This window comes from Mycobacterium sp. 3519A (genome assembly GCF_900240945.1).
Taxonomy (GTDB): Bacteria; Actinomycetota; Actinomycetes; order Mycobacteriales; family Mycobacteriaceae; genus Mycobacterium.
In genome coordinates this window covers 121374-136969 of record NZ_OESG01000011.1, presented here as the reverse complement: position 1 = coordinate 136969, position 15596 = coordinate 121374, and the positions used below count along the sequence as shown (strand labels likewise).

20 protein-coding genes are annotated in these 15596 nt (G+C 65.2%); 11 read left to right on the top strand and 9 right to left on the bottom strand.

The genetic code is table 11. The annotated features are described in order from the left end of the window. The first annotated feature begins 128 nt into the window (after window positions 1–128). Both C1A30_RS00835 and C1A30_RS00830 read left to right on the top strand, forming a co-directional pair. Complete coding sequence (locus C1A30_RS00835; protein ID WP_101946392.1) at window positions 129–716, top strand: TetR/AcrR family transcriptional regulator; 588 nt, start codon at window positions 129–131, stop codon at window positions 714–716. Next, on the top strand, window positions 713–1093 hold the full coding sequence (locus C1A30_RS00830) for a helix-turn-helix domain-containing protein (RefSeq protein ID WP_101946391.1): 381 nt from the start codon (window positions 713–715) through the stop codon (window positions 1091–1093). Before C1A30_RS00835 ends, C1A30_RS00830 begins: the two co-directional genes overlap by 4 nt. On the opposite strand, the gene C1A30_RS00825 is transcribed toward C1A30_RS00830, so the two are convergent. Beyond that, window positions 1071–2105 carry an NAD-dependent epimerase/dehydratase family protein gene (locus tag C1A30_RS00825; RefSeq protein ID WP_101946390.1) on the bottom strand — a complete coding sequence of 345 codons (1035 nt, stop codon included), beginning with the start codon at window positions 2103–2105 and terminating at the stop codon, window positions 1071–1073. The genes C1A30_RS00830 and C1A30_RS00825 overlap by 23 nt on opposite strands. Window positions 2106–2181: 76 nt before the next feature. Then, the gene (locus C1A30_RS00820; RefSeq protein WP_101946389.1) at window positions 2182–3090 is read right to left on the bottom strand and encodes a helix-turn-helix domain-containing protein; all 909 of its coding nucleotides are present in this window, start codon (window positions 3088–3090) and stop codon (window positions 2182–2184) included. A 111-nt stretch (window positions 3091–3201) separates the two neighbouring features. Between C1A30_RS00820 and C1A30_RS00815 the strand changes: the two genes are divergently transcribed. Continuing rightward, window positions 3202–4134, top strand: a complete 933-nt coding sequence (locus C1A30_RS00815; RefSeq protein WP_160112666.1) for a nuclear transport factor 2 family protein — start codon at window positions 3202–3204, stop codon at window positions 4132–4134. A gap of 60 nt (window positions 4135–4194) precedes the next feature. Here the strand turns inward: C1A30_RS00815 and C1A30_RS00810 are convergent, their stop codons facing one another. The 3 genes from C1A30_RS00810 to C1A30_RS00800 form a co-directional block, all read right to left on the bottom strand. Next, on the bottom strand, window positions 4195–5397 hold the full coding sequence (locus C1A30_RS00810; RefSeq protein ID WP_101946387.1) for a cytochrome P450: 1203 nt from the start codon (window positions 5395–5397) through the stop codon (window positions 4195–4197). 21 nt (window positions 5398–5418) lie between these two features. Beyond that, a complete protein-coding gene (locus C1A30_RS00805; RefSeq protein WP_101946386.1) occupies window positions 5419–6255 on the bottom strand; it encodes a mycofactocin-coupled SDR family oxidoreductase in 837 nt (278 codons plus the stop codon). A gap of 81 nt (window positions 6256–6336) precedes the next feature. Next, window positions 6337–6909 (bottom strand): TetR/AcrR family transcriptional regulator, encoded by a 573-nt coding sequence (locus C1A30_RS00800; protein ID WP_101946610.1) that lies wholly within the window; start codon window positions 6907–6909, stop codon window positions 6337–6339. A 101-nt stretch (window positions 6910–7010) separates the two neighbouring features. On the opposite strand from C1A30_RS00800, the gene C1A30_RS00795 reads away from it, so the two are divergent. The 8 genes from C1A30_RS00795 (at window position 7011) to C1A30_RS00760 (ending at window position 12661) form a co-directional block, all read left to right on the top strand. After that, window positions 7011–7493, top strand: coding sequence for a DUF1772 domain-containing protein (locus tag C1A30_RS00795; protein WP_101946385.1), 483 nt, complete (start codon window positions 7011–7013; stop codon window positions 7491–7493). Next, complete coding sequence (locus C1A30_RS00790) at window positions 7490–7807, top strand: NIPSNAP family protein (protein WP_101946384.1); 318 nt, start codon at window positions 7490–7492, stop codon at window positions 7805–7807. Before C1A30_RS00795 ends, C1A30_RS00790 begins: the two co-directional genes overlap by 4 nt. 20 nt (window positions 7808–7827) lie before the next feature. Then, entirely contained in the window at window positions 7828–8202 is a 375-nt protein-coding gene (locus C1A30_RS00785) for a DUF4267 domain-containing protein (RefSeq protein ID WP_101946383.1), read from the top strand. 55 nt (window positions 8203–8257) lie between these two features. Then, window positions 8258–8602: a cupin domain-containing protein gene (locus tag C1A30_RS00780; protein ID WP_101946609.1), complete on the top strand. Its 345-nt coding sequence runs from the start codon at window positions 8258–8260 to the stop codon at window positions 8600–8602. A gap of 104 nt (window positions 8603–8706) precedes the next feature. Further along, window positions 8707–9360: a TetR/AcrR family transcriptional regulator gene (locus C1A30_RS00775; RefSeq protein ID WP_200828119.1), complete on the top strand. Its 654-nt coding sequence runs from the start codon at window positions 8707–8709 to the stop codon at window positions 9358–9360. Between the two features lie 15 nt (window positions 9361–9375). Continuing rightward, window positions 9376–10677 (top strand): acyl-CoA dehydrogenase family protein, encoded by a 1302-nt coding sequence (locus C1A30_RS00770; protein WP_101946382.1) that lies wholly within the window; start codon window positions 9376–9378, stop codon window positions 10675–10677. A 38-nt stretch (window positions 10678–10715) separates the two neighbouring features. Continuing rightward, on the top strand, window positions 10716–11699 hold the full coding sequence (locus C1A30_RS00765; RefSeq protein WP_200828133.1) for a phosphotransferase family protein: 984 nt from the start codon (window positions 10716–10718) through the stop codon (window positions 11697–11699). Further along, the gene (locus C1A30_RS00760; protein ID WP_101946380.1) at window positions 11696–12661 is read left to right on the top strand and encodes an NADPH:quinone oxidoreductase family protein; all 966 of its coding nucleotides are present in this window, start codon (window positions 11696–11698) and stop codon (window positions 12659–12661) included. Before C1A30_RS00765 ends, C1A30_RS00760 begins: the two co-directional genes overlap by 4 nt. Here C1A30_RS00760 and C1A30_RS00755 read toward each other — a convergent pair. From C1A30_RS00755 to C1A30_RS00740, 4 genes are all read right to left on the bottom strand, one after another. Beyond that, entirely contained in the window at window positions 12658–13155 is a 498-nt protein-coding gene (locus C1A30_RS00755) for a hypothetical protein (RefSeq protein WP_101946379.1), read from the bottom strand. The two genes, C1A30_RS00760 and C1A30_RS00755, sit on opposite strands and share 4 nt — an antisense overlap. Continuing rightward, window positions 13152–13760 carry a TetR/AcrR family transcriptional regulator gene (locus C1A30_RS00750; protein ID WP_101946378.1) on the bottom strand — a complete coding sequence of 203 codons (609 nt, stop codon included), beginning with the start codon at window positions 13758–13760 and terminating at the stop codon, window positions 13152–13154. Before C1A30_RS00750 ends, C1A30_RS00755 begins: the two co-directional genes overlap by 4 nt. Before the next feature lie 204 nt (window positions 13761–13964). After that, window positions 13965–14414 carry a nitroreductase/quinone reductase family protein gene (locus tag C1A30_RS00745; protein ID WP_101946377.1) on the bottom strand — a complete coding sequence of 150 codons (450 nt, stop codon included), beginning with the start codon at window positions 14412–14414 and terminating at the stop codon, window positions 13965–13967. Window positions 14415–14416: 2 nt separating this feature from the next. Next, complete coding sequence (locus C1A30_RS00740; RefSeq protein WP_101946376.1) at window positions 14417–15565, bottom strand: acyl-CoA dehydrogenase family protein; 1149 nt, start codon at window positions 15563–15565, stop codon at window positions 14417–14419. Between the last annotated feature and the right edge of the window lie 31 nt (window positions 15566–15596).

The window sequence follows — 15596 nt, the reverse complement described above, 5'->3', positions numbered from 1 at the left end:
CCTCGGCCACTGCGAATGGCTCATCGTGCAGCACCAAGCTATGCGCCCACTGAGCGCTCGTTGACAATCTGCTGGGAGCGTGGATCGCTAATATGGCAGTTGCGCTACCGGATCGAGGGAGGACGACCATGCGGACGCCCCGCCGAGATGTGCAACGCAACCGGCAGCGCATCGTCACCGCCGCACGCGAGGCGTTTCACGTACAGGGGCCTGCAGCGAGCCTCGAGGAAATCGCACGCCGCGCGGGCGTCGGACCCACGACTCTGTACCGGCATTTCCCCGACAAGGACGATCTGGTCGTGGCGGTCCTCGACGACTTGTTCGCCGACGCGGACGGCGCCGCGGACTCTCCTGAAGCAATTTCCGACCCGCTCGCGGCCTTCCGGTCAGTGTTCACCGACAGTTGCGATCTGACCGACGCCGAGACGGAGACCTTTCTCCGACTGGCGGCGACGAGCCCGCGCGCCAGGTCGCACGCGCAACGCCTGATCACCGATCTCGTCGAACCGTTCACGATCCGCCTCCGCGAGGCCGGGGGCCTGCATCCCGGTATCTCCGCCGACGACATCGCCATGTTCATCCGCATGACCGTTGCCGCCGACGATCACGCGGGCCGGGCCAAGGCAGTGCGGGTGCTGCTCGCCGGGCTGACCCGAGCGCCCGAAGCGCCCCGCTCAAAAACCCCGCGAACAAGGAAGGCAACGGCACGGCGATGACTCAAACCTGTCGCACAGGCCAGCATGACGTTCACAATGTGTACGGAGAACTGTGCCCATGCCGGATACTGCTGGATCTGCTGGCCAACAAGTGGTCGGCGCTGTTGATCGGTCTGCTCGAAGACGGGCCCGTGCGCTTCACCGCGTTGCGGGACCAGCTGCCGGGCATCAGTTCGAAGATGTTGACACGCACCCTGCGACAACTCGAATCCGCTGCGCTGATCAGTCGGACGGTATATGCCGATGTGCCACCCAGAGTCGAGTACGAGCTGACCGAACTCGGCGCGAGCGCCGCTGTCCCCCTGGGCATGTTGCGAGCCTGGGCCGAGGACAACCTCGATCACATCTCCACGATCAATCCCGGGTGGGCTGAGTGAAGCGCTCACCGCGGCGCCGGGCCGCGAAGAACTGAGCCGCGTCGCGGATCGATTCTTCGACAGGCCTTGGCGTCCAACCCAGTTCACGCTCGGCCTTGCTGTGGTCCAGCGGCGACATCAACTCGGCCATCCGGATTCCGGCGTAGGCGAAGAGCAGATCGCGGTTGAGTATCCGGGCCGCGAGGTCGTTGGCGCGTGCTGCCACCTTGAGCACCGGCAGTGGAATCCCGATGCGCGGCGGTTTCCGCCCGACTGCTGCTGCGGCGATGCCGTTGACCTCGCGGACGCTCAGATACCGATCGGAGATGATGTAGCGCTCACCGTCGCGGCCACGATCGGCGGCCAACAGCATGGCGCGCGCGGCGTCTTCGATTCCGACTACCTCGGCCGAATAGTCGAGGTAGATCGGGAAGCGACCGGCGGCGATCGCGGCGATGACCGATCCGTGTGGAGTCGGCGCCCAGTCGCCTGGGCCGTAAGTGGTGGAGACGCACATCGCCACTGCCGGGAGGCCGCGCTCGCGGGCGTAGGCCAGCACCAGGTCCTCGGCCGCCACCCGGGACGCGATATACGCGCCGCCGTCGGACCAGTTGTGCGCGTCGGCCTCGGTGACAGGTCTGCTGTCGCTGATCGCCAACGTGCCTGTGGTACTGGTGAAGACGAACTTGCGCAAGCCGGCATCGACTGCGACGTCGAGCACACAGCGCAGACCGTCGACGTTGGTGCGGAACAACGGGGACGGATCACGCAGCCACATCCGAGCGTCGACCACGCAGTAGTAGACGACGTCGCAATCCGACATCGCGTCCTTCAAACAGCCGACGTCGAAAATGTCGCCGTGAATACGCTGCACGTCAAGGTCGTCGATGCCCTTGGTGGAACTGGTCCGGCGCAGCATGACCCGTACGTCCTCGCCGGCCGCGACCAGCTGACGCGTGACGTGCGAGCCGAGGAAACCGCTGGCACCGATGACCAACTTCTTCGGCCGGCCCGGTGTGCCGCTGCGCTGCACTGTTCTCCTTGGCGTTGCCCACGCACAGTCGAGTAATCAACAATTCGACACGAATATTGGGAACATAACGAACGAATCAGCGCACGTCAACGCGTCGAAAACCAGCAGAGCGCTTAATTATCCGGGCTGTGATCGACTCAGCGGCCCGCCGAAGACGACGCCCAATCTGGTCGATCTTGCGCGCTGACAGGTTGGTGAACGGATGCAGCGTGATGCTGTGCGAAACGCGCCCGACATCGTTGAAGATCGGCACGCTCATCGCGCCGACGTAATGTCGTCCGCCGGCTTCTGTCGGGTCACCCGGGGTGCCAGTCATTTCGAGCAGGATGTGGTCGAGATGACCGCGCATCGAATCCGACAGCGCTTCAGCCTGGAGTCTGGTCATGATGGGGATCGCCGCTACCATCTCGGGGCTCATCCGCTCGACGCTGTAGCCCCGATGGGCCGTATCGGTCAGAAATTGGTCAAGACGGCGGTGGAACGCGCGATTGTTCACTCCGCTGCGGCGAATCCAAGCCAGCCGCTCGTCGTCGGATTCCCAAGCGGCATAGGCCGGTCCGAAGGGCGCAGCGAACGGCAGTCGATCTCCGACCGCGGCGTGCCATTTCTCGTCGTGCACGCCTGGTGCGGCGATGAAGGCCGTGATGACGAGTTGGTTCCCGGCCCGCTCAGACACCGATGCGGCGTAGCCGGTGTCGGCGACGGCGGCTTGCGCCGCGAGTTGCGCCGCGTGTGCGACTGACGGTGACTGATCGATCTGCCTGGCAAGACCGGCGAGTGCGGCGCCGATCGAAAACGCCTTGCTGGCAGGATCGCGCGTGACCCACCCGGCGTCGACGAGCTCCTTCATGATCGTGTACGCCGTCGCCTGGTTGAGATCCAGTGCCTTGACGATGTCGCTGAGCCGGGTCGGCACGCCCGCACGTGCGACGAGTAACTCGACTATTTCGACCACTCGACGGGTGGGCGGCGACGAACCGGTCACGAGCTACTCCAAGCCTGCGGATGTTGAATATCCGAAGACTACCGGCCGATTCCGCAGCATCAGCATTTTTGTATATCCAACTTTTGACTTTGAATATGTAATATGCGACGGATGACCCCACCAGACAGGAGGAAACGAATGGTGCTCATGGCCGAACGGCGAGCTGCGGTCGTGTTGGGCACGGCGGTCTTACTCGCTGCTGGGACCACCCCCGTCGCAAACGCCGCGGAACCGCCTGAGGCGGCGGCCGTGGAGTTGCTCAAGGCGACGTACTTCAACGATGTCGACACCAAGAACTGGCTTGCGCTACGCCAACTCTTCGCTCCCGACGCCGTGGTGGATACCACGGGCTCGTTCGGTCCGTACTTCCCCAACCGCGACTCGTTCATTGCGTTCACGTCGCTGACGCTGAGCGCGATCAACACCCGCCACCAGGGATATGACCCGCAGATCGAAGTCACTTCCGATACGACTGCCAGTGCCGTATGGACGATGCAGGACCGACTTTCCGTCGCAGGCCTTGTCACGATCCACGGGTACGGGCACTACACCGACCGGTACGAGGAGGTCGACGGTCAGTGGCGGATCACCTACTCCAAACTCACGCGGACAGGCTTCGCGGTGGAGTTCCCCGCATTCCAGAAATTCTTGACCGGGCTCAACGACGCGTTTAGGGCCGGCGGTCCCGTCGCGGCAGTCGCGTATGTCGGCCCGGCCGTCGTCGACATCCCCGTCAGCGCTGCCAAGCAACTCGTCGGCGCCATCGCAAGCAACTTCGGCGGGCCGCCCGCGAAAGCCGAACCGATCACCGTGCCGCGCGGATCCACGGGGGTGACCACCGAGCCTCCGGGCGTGACCACCGTGCCGTCGGCGCCGCCGAAGAAACCGTCCCGATCCAGCAAGCCGTCGGTCGCGAAGGACAACGATGCTGCACCGTCGTCGACGGGCAAGAAGGCGCGTACCGCGACCAAACAGCAGGGGGCCGGTCACAAACGCGCCGAACATACCAAAGCGGGGGCGAAATCCGAGCGCGGAGCGCGTTAGTGCAGGAGAAGTGCACTTGTCGTTTTGCCCACGTACAGAGCGACAACACTTCGGCGGCACTCACGGCAGGACCAGCCGCAGCCTCTCCCAGCCTCGCACGGTCGACGTCGGCGCGAGTTCGGCTGTGTCGTAGTCGATATCCCACTCCGGCCACCGGTTGAGCAGTTCGTCGAGGGCGACGCGGCCTTCCAGGCGGGCGAGGTTGGCGCCGAGACAATAGTGCACGCCCTTGCCGAACGTCAGATGCGAGATGTAGTCGCGGTGGATGTTGAACGTCTCGGCATCGGTGTACTTGCGGGAATCACGGTTGGCGGCGCCGAACAGCAGCAGCATCGCACTGCCCGCGGGCACTGTCGTGCCGTAGCACTCGAAATCCCTTGCCATCCAGCGTGCTACGTGCGGTCCGGTCGGCTCGAACCGCAACGTCTCGTCGACGGCGCGGTTCAACAGCGAACGGTCCGCCACGATGTCGCGGCGCTGGTCGGGATGCTCGGCGAGCACCTTGGCCAGCCAGCCGATCAGCCGTCCCGTCGTCTCGTTGCCCGCCCCGGCCACCACCTGTGTGTAGCGCAAGATCTCGTCGCGGGTCAGTTTGCGCGTGACGCCGTGCTCGTCCTCGAACTCGACGTTGAGCAGCGCGGTCATCAGGTCATCGGAGGGATTCTTCGCACGCCAGTCGATGTAGTCGGCGTAGATGCGGCCGTCGGCGATCTTGTCCGCGTTGACCACCTTCATCGGCGCCCCCGGCTTGGTGCGCAGGTTCGCGTCGTTGGCGTCGCGGACCGTGACCTGATCCGACTCGGGGATGCCGAGCAGCATGCCGATCACCCGCATCGGCATCATCGAGGCGAGTTCGGCAATGATGTCGAAGCCATCCGAACCGACATGCGGGTCAAGGCAATTGACGCAATAGCGGCGGATCTGGTCTTCGATCTCCGCCATCCGCCGCGGGGTGAACACCCGGGACATCAGCCCGCGCAGCATGGTGTGCACCGGCGGGTCCTCCATCATCATCACGCCCTTGGGCATGTTGAAATCCGACTGGATCAACTCGAGGATGTCGCCGCGGCTGTTGGAGAAGGTCTCCCAGTCGGCCAGCGCCTTCTCCACGTCGGCGTAGCGCGAGATCGCCCAGAAGTCGTAGCGCTCGTTGTAGTAGATCGGAGCTTCGTCCCGCAGCCGGGCGTACACGGGGTATGGATCGTGCACGATGCCGATGTCATAGGGGTCGTAGTAGACATCTGTATCCGACGTAATCGTCATGCGGTGTCGGTCCTTTCGGTTCTACTTCAGGCAGCTGCCCGCGTCGACCGGAAGCGCGACGCCGGTGATGTTGCGGGCTTCGTCGGACGCCAGGAACAGCACTGCGTTGCTGATGTCTTCGGCAGTCACCCACGGGATGGGCAGCATGTGGAAGGTCTGGCACACCGGCGCCATATCGTCGGGGCCCGGGTTTTCCAAGTCAGGCCGGAACATCCGGTATGTCTGCTCGTTGTGCAACAGCGGCGTGTTCACGTGCGTCGGATGCACGGAGTTGACCCGGATGGACTGTGCGCCGAGTTCGACCGCGAAGGTCCGCATCAGGCCCACCACACCGTGTTTGGCCGCGGTGTAGTGCCCGGTGTGCGGGTAGGCCTTTAAGCCCGCCACCGAACTGGTCAAGACGATCGAGCCGCCCCGACCGCCCGCCAGCATGTGCGGGACGCCCGCCTTAACCGACTTCCACACCCCGCCGAGGTTGACGTCGATCATCTCCTGCCAGATGTCTTCCTTCATCCGGTCGAGTCGGGTGCCGATCGTGCCGATACCCGCGTTGGCGACGATGATGTCGAGGCTGCCGAGTTGCTCGACGCCGCCGTCGACCGCGGCCTTCAGCGCGTCGTAGTCGCGGACGTCGACCTCCGCGGTGACGACGCGGCGGTCCAGCGCCTTGACCAGGTCGGCGGTTTCCGCGAGATCTTCCCGGGTGGCGGGCGGCGCCGGTGAATCAGGAAACGGTCGGCAGATATCGACCGCGATGATGTCGGCGCCCTCTTGCGCCAACCGCACCGCGTGGCTGCGTCCCTGCCCGCGCGCTGCGCCGGTGACGAACGCGACCTTGCCTGCTACCCGACCGGCCATTGACCCTCCCTCGAGTGATGTCGCCCCCATCTTCACCTGACACCGACACCAATGCTGAGCACTTGCACAAATTGGTGTCACTCAGCCGATGATCTGGCGGACGAGCAGTTGAACGCGTTCCGCGTCGTAGCCGGGACGTAGTCGGTCGGTGCGACTGAGGGTGACCAGGCCGTGCAACGCCGCCCACAACACCTCGGTGAGCGAATCCGCATCCTTCACGTCGGCGACGAGACCGACCGCTTGGTGCAGTTCGGCGAAGGCGGCTGTCAACTGGGGCGGTGTGTCGTCGGCGGCGAAACGCAGCGCGGTCGCGCGGGTGAACATCGCGTCGTACACCGCGGGATTGCTTCGAGCGAAGTCGAGATAGGCGTGTGCAACGTCGGCCAGCGCGTCGCCAGCAGCGGCGGCACCGTCTCGAGCGTTGCGCATCGCCTCGGCGAGCTCACCGAACCCGTCGAGTGCGACGGCATCGGCGATCTGCTCCATCCCGCTGAAGTGCTTGTACAGCACGGGCTGGCTGTACTCGATCTCGGCGGACAGCCGACGGGTGGTGACGGCATCCCAGCCCTCGGCCTCCGCCAGCTTGCGGGCGGTTTTCACGATCAATTCCCGGCGGGCGGCGCGCTCGCGTTCGCGGCGATCCCCAATAGCCATGCCCAACAGTAGCACAGCTAGAAATGCTAGCGGCGCTATTGACACGGTGCCGATCCGAGGGTTAGCGTTGCTAGCACTTACCGCTCGAAGGGACCCACGACATGGACTTGGACCTCATCACCCGTGCCGCCGCGCTGATCGCGGTGCTCGGCACTGCGGTGGTCTACGGCACAGACGTGTTCTGTGCGATTGCGCTGCGACCGGCCTTGGCGTTGGTCGACGACAGCGCTCTGGTGGCAGTGATGGGACGCGTGCACCGATACGGCGACCGACGGATGCCGGTAGCGGGCGTGCTCGGGATTGTCGCCACCGCGACGAGCGTGGTGTCGGCCGCAGTCGCCGCACATTGGGCGCAGGCGATCGCGGCGGGCACAGCCCTGGTCCTGCTCCTGGCCTGGCTCGCGGTCTACACCCGGGTGAGCGCACCGATCAATCGACGTCTCACCGCGGCTTCGGACACCGGGCAGCCGTTCCCGGACGGGCGTGCACTGCAAGCGAAGTGGGATCGGGTGATCGACGCCCGTGCCGTACTGCAGGGCCTGGCCGTGGCTGCCCTGTGCCTGGTGCTGGTGGTCCCCCAATGATCGAGCTTCGGACTTACACACTGCGATCGCCGGAAGCGCTGCAGCAGTACGCATCTGTTCACTGGGCCCGCCACCTACCGACGTTCGAGAGCTTCGGGGTCACCACCCATGGTGTGTGGACCGAGCAGAGCCACGACGCGTACCGGCTCGTCGCACTCATCGGCTATCCACCGGGCGCCGACGCGCAACAACTCGCGCAGCACATCATGAAAAGCCCGGAATTCGCCGCCGACATGGTCGGTTTCGACGTTGCCGAGATCCTCGACGTTCAGTCGGTGATCCTCGAACCGACCCGGTTCTCCCCGATCCACTGACACGACAAAGGACTCCTGCCATGACCGCAGTCGCTTACGCTCTCGCCGGACTCATCGCCGCGGCGATCATCTTCATCGGCGCACGGTTTCTCGTCGCGCCGCGCGTCGCCGCCGCCGGCTACGGTGTGCAGCCAGATCTCGGCCAGCCGTCCGTCGGCGCCTACATGAGCGTCAAGGGCGTCCGCGATATCGCATCGGGTCTGTTCGTGGTCATTCTGATGGCTGCCGGTGAGACACAGATTCTCGGCTGGATGCTGCTGGCCGCCACCATCATTCCGATCGCCGACGCGATCATCGTGCTCCGCGACGGCGGCGCCAAGTCCGTCGCTTATGGCGTGCACGGCGCCACCGCTGTCGTCATGCTCGTCACCTCAGCGCTATTGCTCGCTTCTTAAATGTCAAGTAGAAATCCGGTGAGTCCACAGTGAACGCCAAACCGGAGACCATGTGATGATGCAGCTGCAACCCAACACCGCCACAGCCGCATGTGCGCTGCGTCTCGAACTGCACGACGTCGCCGAGGACGACACCGTCAGCGGTCATCCCAAGACCGGATCGGCCGTGTTGGGCAGCATCGGCGATGTCGAAGTCGGTGTGTGGGAGATGACCGTCGGCGGCATGCGCGACGTTGAATCTGAGGAGTTCTTCGTCGTGTTATCCGGCAGTGCAGTCGTGGAATTCGACGACGGCAGCGAACCACTGCACCTGAAAGCAGGTGATGTCGCCCGGTTGGCGGCTGGCACCCGGACTGTCTGGACCGTGTCGGAGCCGCTGCGCAAGGTCTACCTGACTTAGCAAGCCAGCAAGCTCAGCCGTGGCGTTCACTCAAGTACGGACCTCGGATAGTTAGACTGGCGTCAACTATTCCAACCAGCGAATATGCCTGTTACAGTGCGGTAGTGCCGAAGAACAGCGCCAGTATCGCCGCTGACGGTGGTCAGCGGCGAGCGTCGTACCAGCGGGCCAGGTCGCACGAGACCAAACGTTCGCTGGTACAAGCCGCGATGGCGTTGTGGCGCACCAACGGCTACGCCAACACCACCGTCGCCGACATCTGCCGCGCGGCGGGCGTGTCGCGCGCGCTGTTCTACTTCTATTTCCCGGCCAAAGAAGATGTGCTCTTCGAAGTCGGGCTGTTGTCGACCCGCGCCGCGCAAGAGACCGTCCGCTCGTTGCTGCAAACGGACTATGAGGTGGACGCCGTCATCAACGAGGCGTTGCGCAGCCTCGAACGCTCGATGGCCCGCAACCCCCGCGAGCTGATCATCGAAACCATCCTCGAGGGATACCGCCACGAGCACCGCATCCTCGCCGGTGAACCGCTCGACGACGCCGACGTCGACATGTTCGGTGAGCTGTTCGCACGAGCACAGGCCGACGGCAAACTGGCGGCACATGTCGACGTTCGGCATCTCTCGCGCCTCGCCGGGATGCATGTCAGTGAGGGTGTCCGGCATTGGGCGGCAGGCACTTACGGCAAACGTTCGTTCTCCGAGGTCGTCGGCCGCGACATCGCGGCGTTGATCGCCGGCTACAACCAACTGTCCGCGTAGAAGAGGAGACCCGACATGGCGTGGGATTTCGAGACCGACCCCGACTACCAGAAGGTGCTGGACTGGGCCGACGAATTCGTCCGCGACGAGATCGAACCACTCGACCTCGCGTTTCCGCACCTGCAGTTCACGCCGCTGGACGACAACCGGCGCAAGGTGATCGACCCACTGAAAGAGGAGGTGCGCCGAAAAGGGCTGTGGGCCACCCACCTCGGGCCCGAACTCGGCGGGCAGGGTTATGGCCAGCTCAAGCTCGCGCTGCTGAACGAGATCCTCGGCCGCTCGCAGTGGGCGCCCATCGTGTTCGGCTGCCAGGCGCCTGACACCGGCAACGCTGAGATCATCGCGCACTACGGCACCGAGCAACAGAAGGAGCGCTACCTGCGCCCGCTGTTGGAAGGCGAGTTGTTCTCCTGCTATTCGATGACTGAACCGCATGCCGGCGCCGATCCGACGCTGTTCACCACTCGCGCCGTACGCGACGGCGACGATTGGGTGATCAACGGCTGGAAGTTCTTCTCCTCGAACGCCAAAACCGCATCGTTCCTGATTGTCATGGTGGTGACCAACCCCGACGTGAGCCCCTACCAGGGCATGTCGATGTTCCTGGTGCCTACCGACACCCCCGGTGTGAACATCGTCCGCAACGTCGGCCTGCACGGGGAGGCTGAGGACGAAGGTTCACACGCGCTGATCCACTACGACAACGTGCGGGTACCCGCCGAGGCGCTGCTGGGCGGCGAGGGGCAGGCGTTCGTGATCGCGCAGACCCGGTTGGGCGGCGGGCGCATCCACCACGCGATGCGCACCATCGGCCTGTCCCGCAAGGCGCTCGACATGATGTGCGAACGTGCCTTGAGCCGCCAGACGCAGGGCAGCCTGCTCGCGGACAAGCAGTTCGTGCAGGGCTACATCGCCGACTCGTACGCGCAACTGCTGCAGTTCCGGCTGATGGTGCTCTACACGGCGTGGGAGATCGACAAGTACAACGACTACAAGAAGGTCCGCAAGGACATCGCCGCCGTCAAGGTCGTGATGCCGACCGTGCTGCATGACATCGCCTGGCGGGCAATGCAAGTGCACGGTGCGCTCGGCGTCACCAACGAGATGCCGTTCATGGCGATGGTCACCGGCGCCGCGGTGATGGGCCTTGCCGACGGTCCGACCGAGGTGCACAAGACCACCGTCGCCAAGCAGGTACTGCGCGGCTACCAGGCCACCGACGACACCTGGCCCACCGAGTGGACCCCGCGCAAGCGAGAGGCCGCCAGGGCCAAGTACGCCAGTTATCTGGAGAACGAGGTGGGTAACCTGTGAGTCACCCTGAGGTCGACACGGCCCGCCTCGCCGATTGGATGGACGACGCGGGGCTGCCGGGAAAGGGCGAGCCCTTGACGGCCCGATTCCTTTCCGGCGGAACGCAGAACGTGATCTACGAACTGCGCCGCGGCGAACACACGTGTGTGCTGCGAATGCCTCCCCCCGACGCACCGGCCGACCGCGACAAGGGCATCCTGCGGGAGTGGCGGATCATCGAGGCCCTCGACGGCACCGATGTCCCCCACACCAAAGCCGTCGGCGTATGCCACGACGCGTCGGTGCTCGGCAGGCCGTTCTACCTGATGGGCTTCGTCGACGGCTGGTCTCCGATGGACGCCCACGCGCGTTGGCCGGAGCCGTTCCACACCGATGTCGATGCACGTCCCGGGCTGGCGTATCAGCTGGCCGAAGGCATCGCGTTGCTGTCGAAGGTCGACTGGAAGGCCAAGGGGCTGCACGATCTCGGCCGTCCCGACGGTTTCCACGAACGCCAGGTCGACCGCTGGATCGCCTTCTTCGAACGGATCAAGGGCCGGGAGATCGAGGGCCTGGACGTCGCCACCGACTGGCTGCGAGCACACAAGCCGATCGACTTCATCCCCGGCTTGATGCACGGCGACTATCAGTTCGCCAACGTCATGTACAAACAAGGCGCGCCCGCGCAACTCGCGGCGATCGTCGACTGGGAGATGGGCACCGTCGGCGACCCGAAATTGGACCTCGGCTGGATGGTGCAGAGCTGGCCGGAAGACACCGACGCGCCGTCGGCGATGAGCTACGTCGACATGCGCGGAATGCCCTCCCGCACAGACGTTGTAGAGCACTACGCCAAGGTGTCGGGCCGTCAGGTCGACGACCTCGACTACTACCTGGTGCTGGCTAAGTGGAAACTGGCGATCGTCCTGGAGCAGGGCTTCCAACGGGCCGGCGACAACGAGAAGTTGCTCGCATACGGCCCCGTCATCACGGCGTTGATGCGCTCGGCGGCCGACCTGGCCGAGTCCAGCGACTACCGGTGAGGGCCGCAGTCTGCTCGGCGTACGGGCCGCCGGAAGTGGTCCGCATCGAAGAGCGTCCCTCACCGACCGTTGCGCGGGGGCAGGTGCGGGTGAGGGTCGGTGCGGCGGCGGTGAATTTCCCGGACGTGCTGCTGATCGCCGACCGGTATCAGATCAGCGTGCCGCCGCCGTTTGTCCCGGGTAGCGAGTTCGCGGGCACGATCGTCGAAACCAGCGATAGCGCCGAGGGTTTCACGGTCGGCGACCGTGTCACCGGCACCGGCCTCTGTGGCGCGTTCGCCGAGGAGGTCGCGGTGCCTGCCGCCGGACTGTCGCGGATACCCGACGGCATCGATGACCGCGCCGCGGCGGCCTTCGGCGTGGCCTACCGCACGGCGTTTCACACATTGCGGTCGATGGCCTGTGTGCGGGAGGGCGACGACGTGATCGTGCTGGGTGCGGGCGGAGGTGTCGGTCTGGCGGCCGTCCAACTCGCCGTGCGACTGGGCGCGTCGGTCACCGCTGTCGCGTCGTCCGCCGAAAAACTCGACGTGGCAGCAGGTTACGGGGCCACGCGGGCCGTCAACCACACGACAGCAGACCTACGAAGCGCGTTGAAGCAGGCCGTGCCCGGCGGCGCGGATATCGTGATCGACCCGGTCGGCGGCGACCTGTCGGAGCCGGCATTGCGATCGCTGAAGCGCGGCGGGCGGTTCGTCACCGTCGGTTTCGCGTCGGGCGTCATCCCCCGCATCCCACTGAACCTGGTGCTCGTGAAGGGGATCCGCGTGTTGGGGTTTCAGTTCCAGGACGTGCCGCCCGACGAATTCGACCGCAACGAACGGCAATTGCGCGAGTATCTCGTCAGCGGCCGAGTGGCGCCCCACATCGGCGCGGTTTACCCGCTGGCCGAAACGGTCGCAGCGCTCGAACACGTCGCGACCGGGCGTGCGATCGGCAAGGTGCTGATCGACCTCGCCTAGCTTGCGGGCACGAGGTCGGCGGCGACCGAGGCCATCATTCCGCAGCGGAACGTCTCGGCGCGGGAGACAGTGGCGTCAGCATCCGCCGCGGCCAACGCCTGGGTCTTGAAAGCCCGTGCGGCAGCGCTCAAATGGTGCTCGACGGAGTCGACACTGTCGTCCAGCTCGGCGGGCAGTCGCTCACCCCACAGTGTCACCTCGGTGCCGCCCTGCTCGAGCGCGTTGAGCACATGCTGATGTACGCGCGCGTCGCTGTCGACGAGTTCGGCGGCCACCGCGACCGTCTGCGGATGCGGGCGGTCTTCCCATGCCGCCAGCACGTCTTCCAGACTGCGCACCTCGGCGCCGAGAATCTCGAGCGGCCGCGCATCGTCGTCGGCGCCGATCAAAACGGTGACATCCCATCCCGCCATCACCCGGTCGCAGATCCAGCCACCTGCGAACGTCACCGCATCGAGCACGGTGGGCGCGACGACGTCGAGCCGGTACCTCATGTCGAGCTCCTGGGCGCCAGCTCGCGGCCCAGCGACTCGGCGTACCCCTTGAACACCGCGGCCAGCGGGACTGAAGGATCGAGCAACCATAGTGTCTCCATTCCGTTGATGAAGGCGAGTATCTCCACGGCCTTGCTGGCCGCGTCGAGATCGGGGCGGTAGGAACCGTCACTTTGTCCGCGTTGAATGATCTTGGTGATGATGTCGACGGCATCGCGGTACCGCTTGTGCAGCCGATCGTGCAGTGGCGCATCGGAGGCGATGTTCTCGACCAGCAGCACGGTGAAGGTGCCGACGAGTTCGGGCGCCCGCTCGAACCGCTCCGGGACCCGGGACAGCTCGGTGATCAGGTCGCCTGAGCGGTAGTCCGCGTGGATCTCGTCGTCGGTGTCACGGGCGTCGAGCACCGCGTTGAGCAGTTGTTCCTTCGATTCGAAGTGGTGCAGCAGCCCCGCGGGCGTGACGCCGGCTTCCTTGGCGATCTGCGCCAGCGAGGTATTGCGCCAGCCGTTGCGGGCCAGCAGTCGCTCGGCGACCGACAGGATGCGCTGCCGACGGTCCTCACCCTTGGCGAGGAGCGTTGCATAGGGCCTCGGCTCCGGCACTGAACTCCTTCGTTCAACCAACCTAGTGAACACACAGTAGGTAGGTTTCGCCGCTGTGACAAGCGTCTCACCGAAATTGGGTTTGGATCTTTGCTACACCGCTGGTCAGCGGACCGCGGGCGGCCCGCGCCTGACCGTCCGCGCGAGACTGCATCCACGCACGGAAAGTGCGAGTGGGGGCGTGCTGGAATGCCGTTTCGCGGTTTACTGAAACACGTCGATGGCCGCGATGGGCGTCATCATGACCAGCGGGATATGCCGCGCCGTGGCCCTCTGATAGTTGAGGTAGGGCGGGAAGGCGCGGCACATGAAGTCCCAGACCCTGTGCCGCTCTTCGCCTTCGGGCTCACGCCAGGTGGCGCGGAAGGCTTGGGTGGCGATCTGGAAGTCGACTTCGGGGGCCGCGGTCAGGTTGAGGTACCACTCGGGATGCTGGTCGGCGCCGCCCTTGGACCCGACGATCACGACCTCACCGCCGAAATCACCGTAGATCAGTGGCACAATCCGCGTCTCACCGGATTTGCGGCCGGTCACCCTGATCAGGCAGTGGGTCGTAAAGGCGTGGCCACCCCGGTCGGTGAGATCCATGATGTGGCCCTGCGCGCCGCCGGAGCGCAGGTAGGCTTCGCGGTGTTCGGTCGAAAACTCGCTCATGGTCAGAGTCCCAGCGACTTCGCGATGATCACCTTCATCACTTCGCTTGTGCCCGCATAGATGCGTGCCACCCGAGCGTCGGTGTACAACCGGGCGATGGGGTACTCCATCATGTAGCCGTATCCGCCGAACAACTGTAGACACCGGTCGATGACTCGCTGCTGCATCTCGGTGCAGAACAGTTTGACCCGGGCGGCGTCAGCGGCCGACAACTCGCCCTCGACATGGAGGGCGATCGCGCGGTCCAGCATCGCCTGGCCGGCCTCCACCTCCGTCGAACAGGCAGCCAGCTCGAACTTGGTGTTCTGGAACGACGCGACGGGTGTGCCGAATGCCTTGCGGTTCTTGGTGTAATCGATGGCCGCGGCGATCGCCGACCGCGCCTGTGCCACCGAGCCGACCGCGACGGTGAGCCGCTCCTGCGGCAGGTTGTGGCCGAGGTAGCCGAACGCCTCGCCCTCCTCGCCCAGCATGTTGGCCGCGGGCACCCGGACGTCGACGAACGACAGTTCCGCGGTGTCCTGGACCTTGCAGCCCATCTTCTCGAGCACACGGCCTCGGGTGAATCCCGCCATGCCGTCCTCGACGACGAACAGCGTGAGCCCCTTGCGGCGGTTGTCCGGATCGGTGGCGGTGCGGGCCACCACGATCACCAGATCGGCCTGCATCCCTCCGGTGATGAATGTCTTGGCGCCGTTGATGATCCAGTCATCGCCGTCGCGCACCGCGGTGGTGCGCATGCCCGCCAGGTCCGACCCGGTGCCGGGTTCGGTCATCGCGATGGCGGTGAGCAGAGTGCCCGCGGCCAGTCCCGGGAACCACCGCTTGCGCTGCTCCTCGTTCGCGTAGTGCAGGAAGTACGGCACGATGACCTCGAGTTGGGTGCGCACCGTCGACAGCGTCACCAATGCGCGCGCCGCTTCTTCCTGCAGCACGACGTTGTAGCGGTAGTCAGGTGCACCGCCGCCGCCGTATTCCTCGCCGATGGCCATCCCGAGCATGCCAAGCGAACCCATCTGCTTGAACACGTCGCGGGGCATCCGTCCGCCCTTCTCCCACTCGGGATAGTGCGGAACCACCTCCTTCTCGACGAAGTCGCGGGCGAGTTCACGGAACGCCTCGTGGTCGGAGGTGAACAGATCGCGTTGCATCCAAATCCCTGTCTATGCGACGAGTTCTACT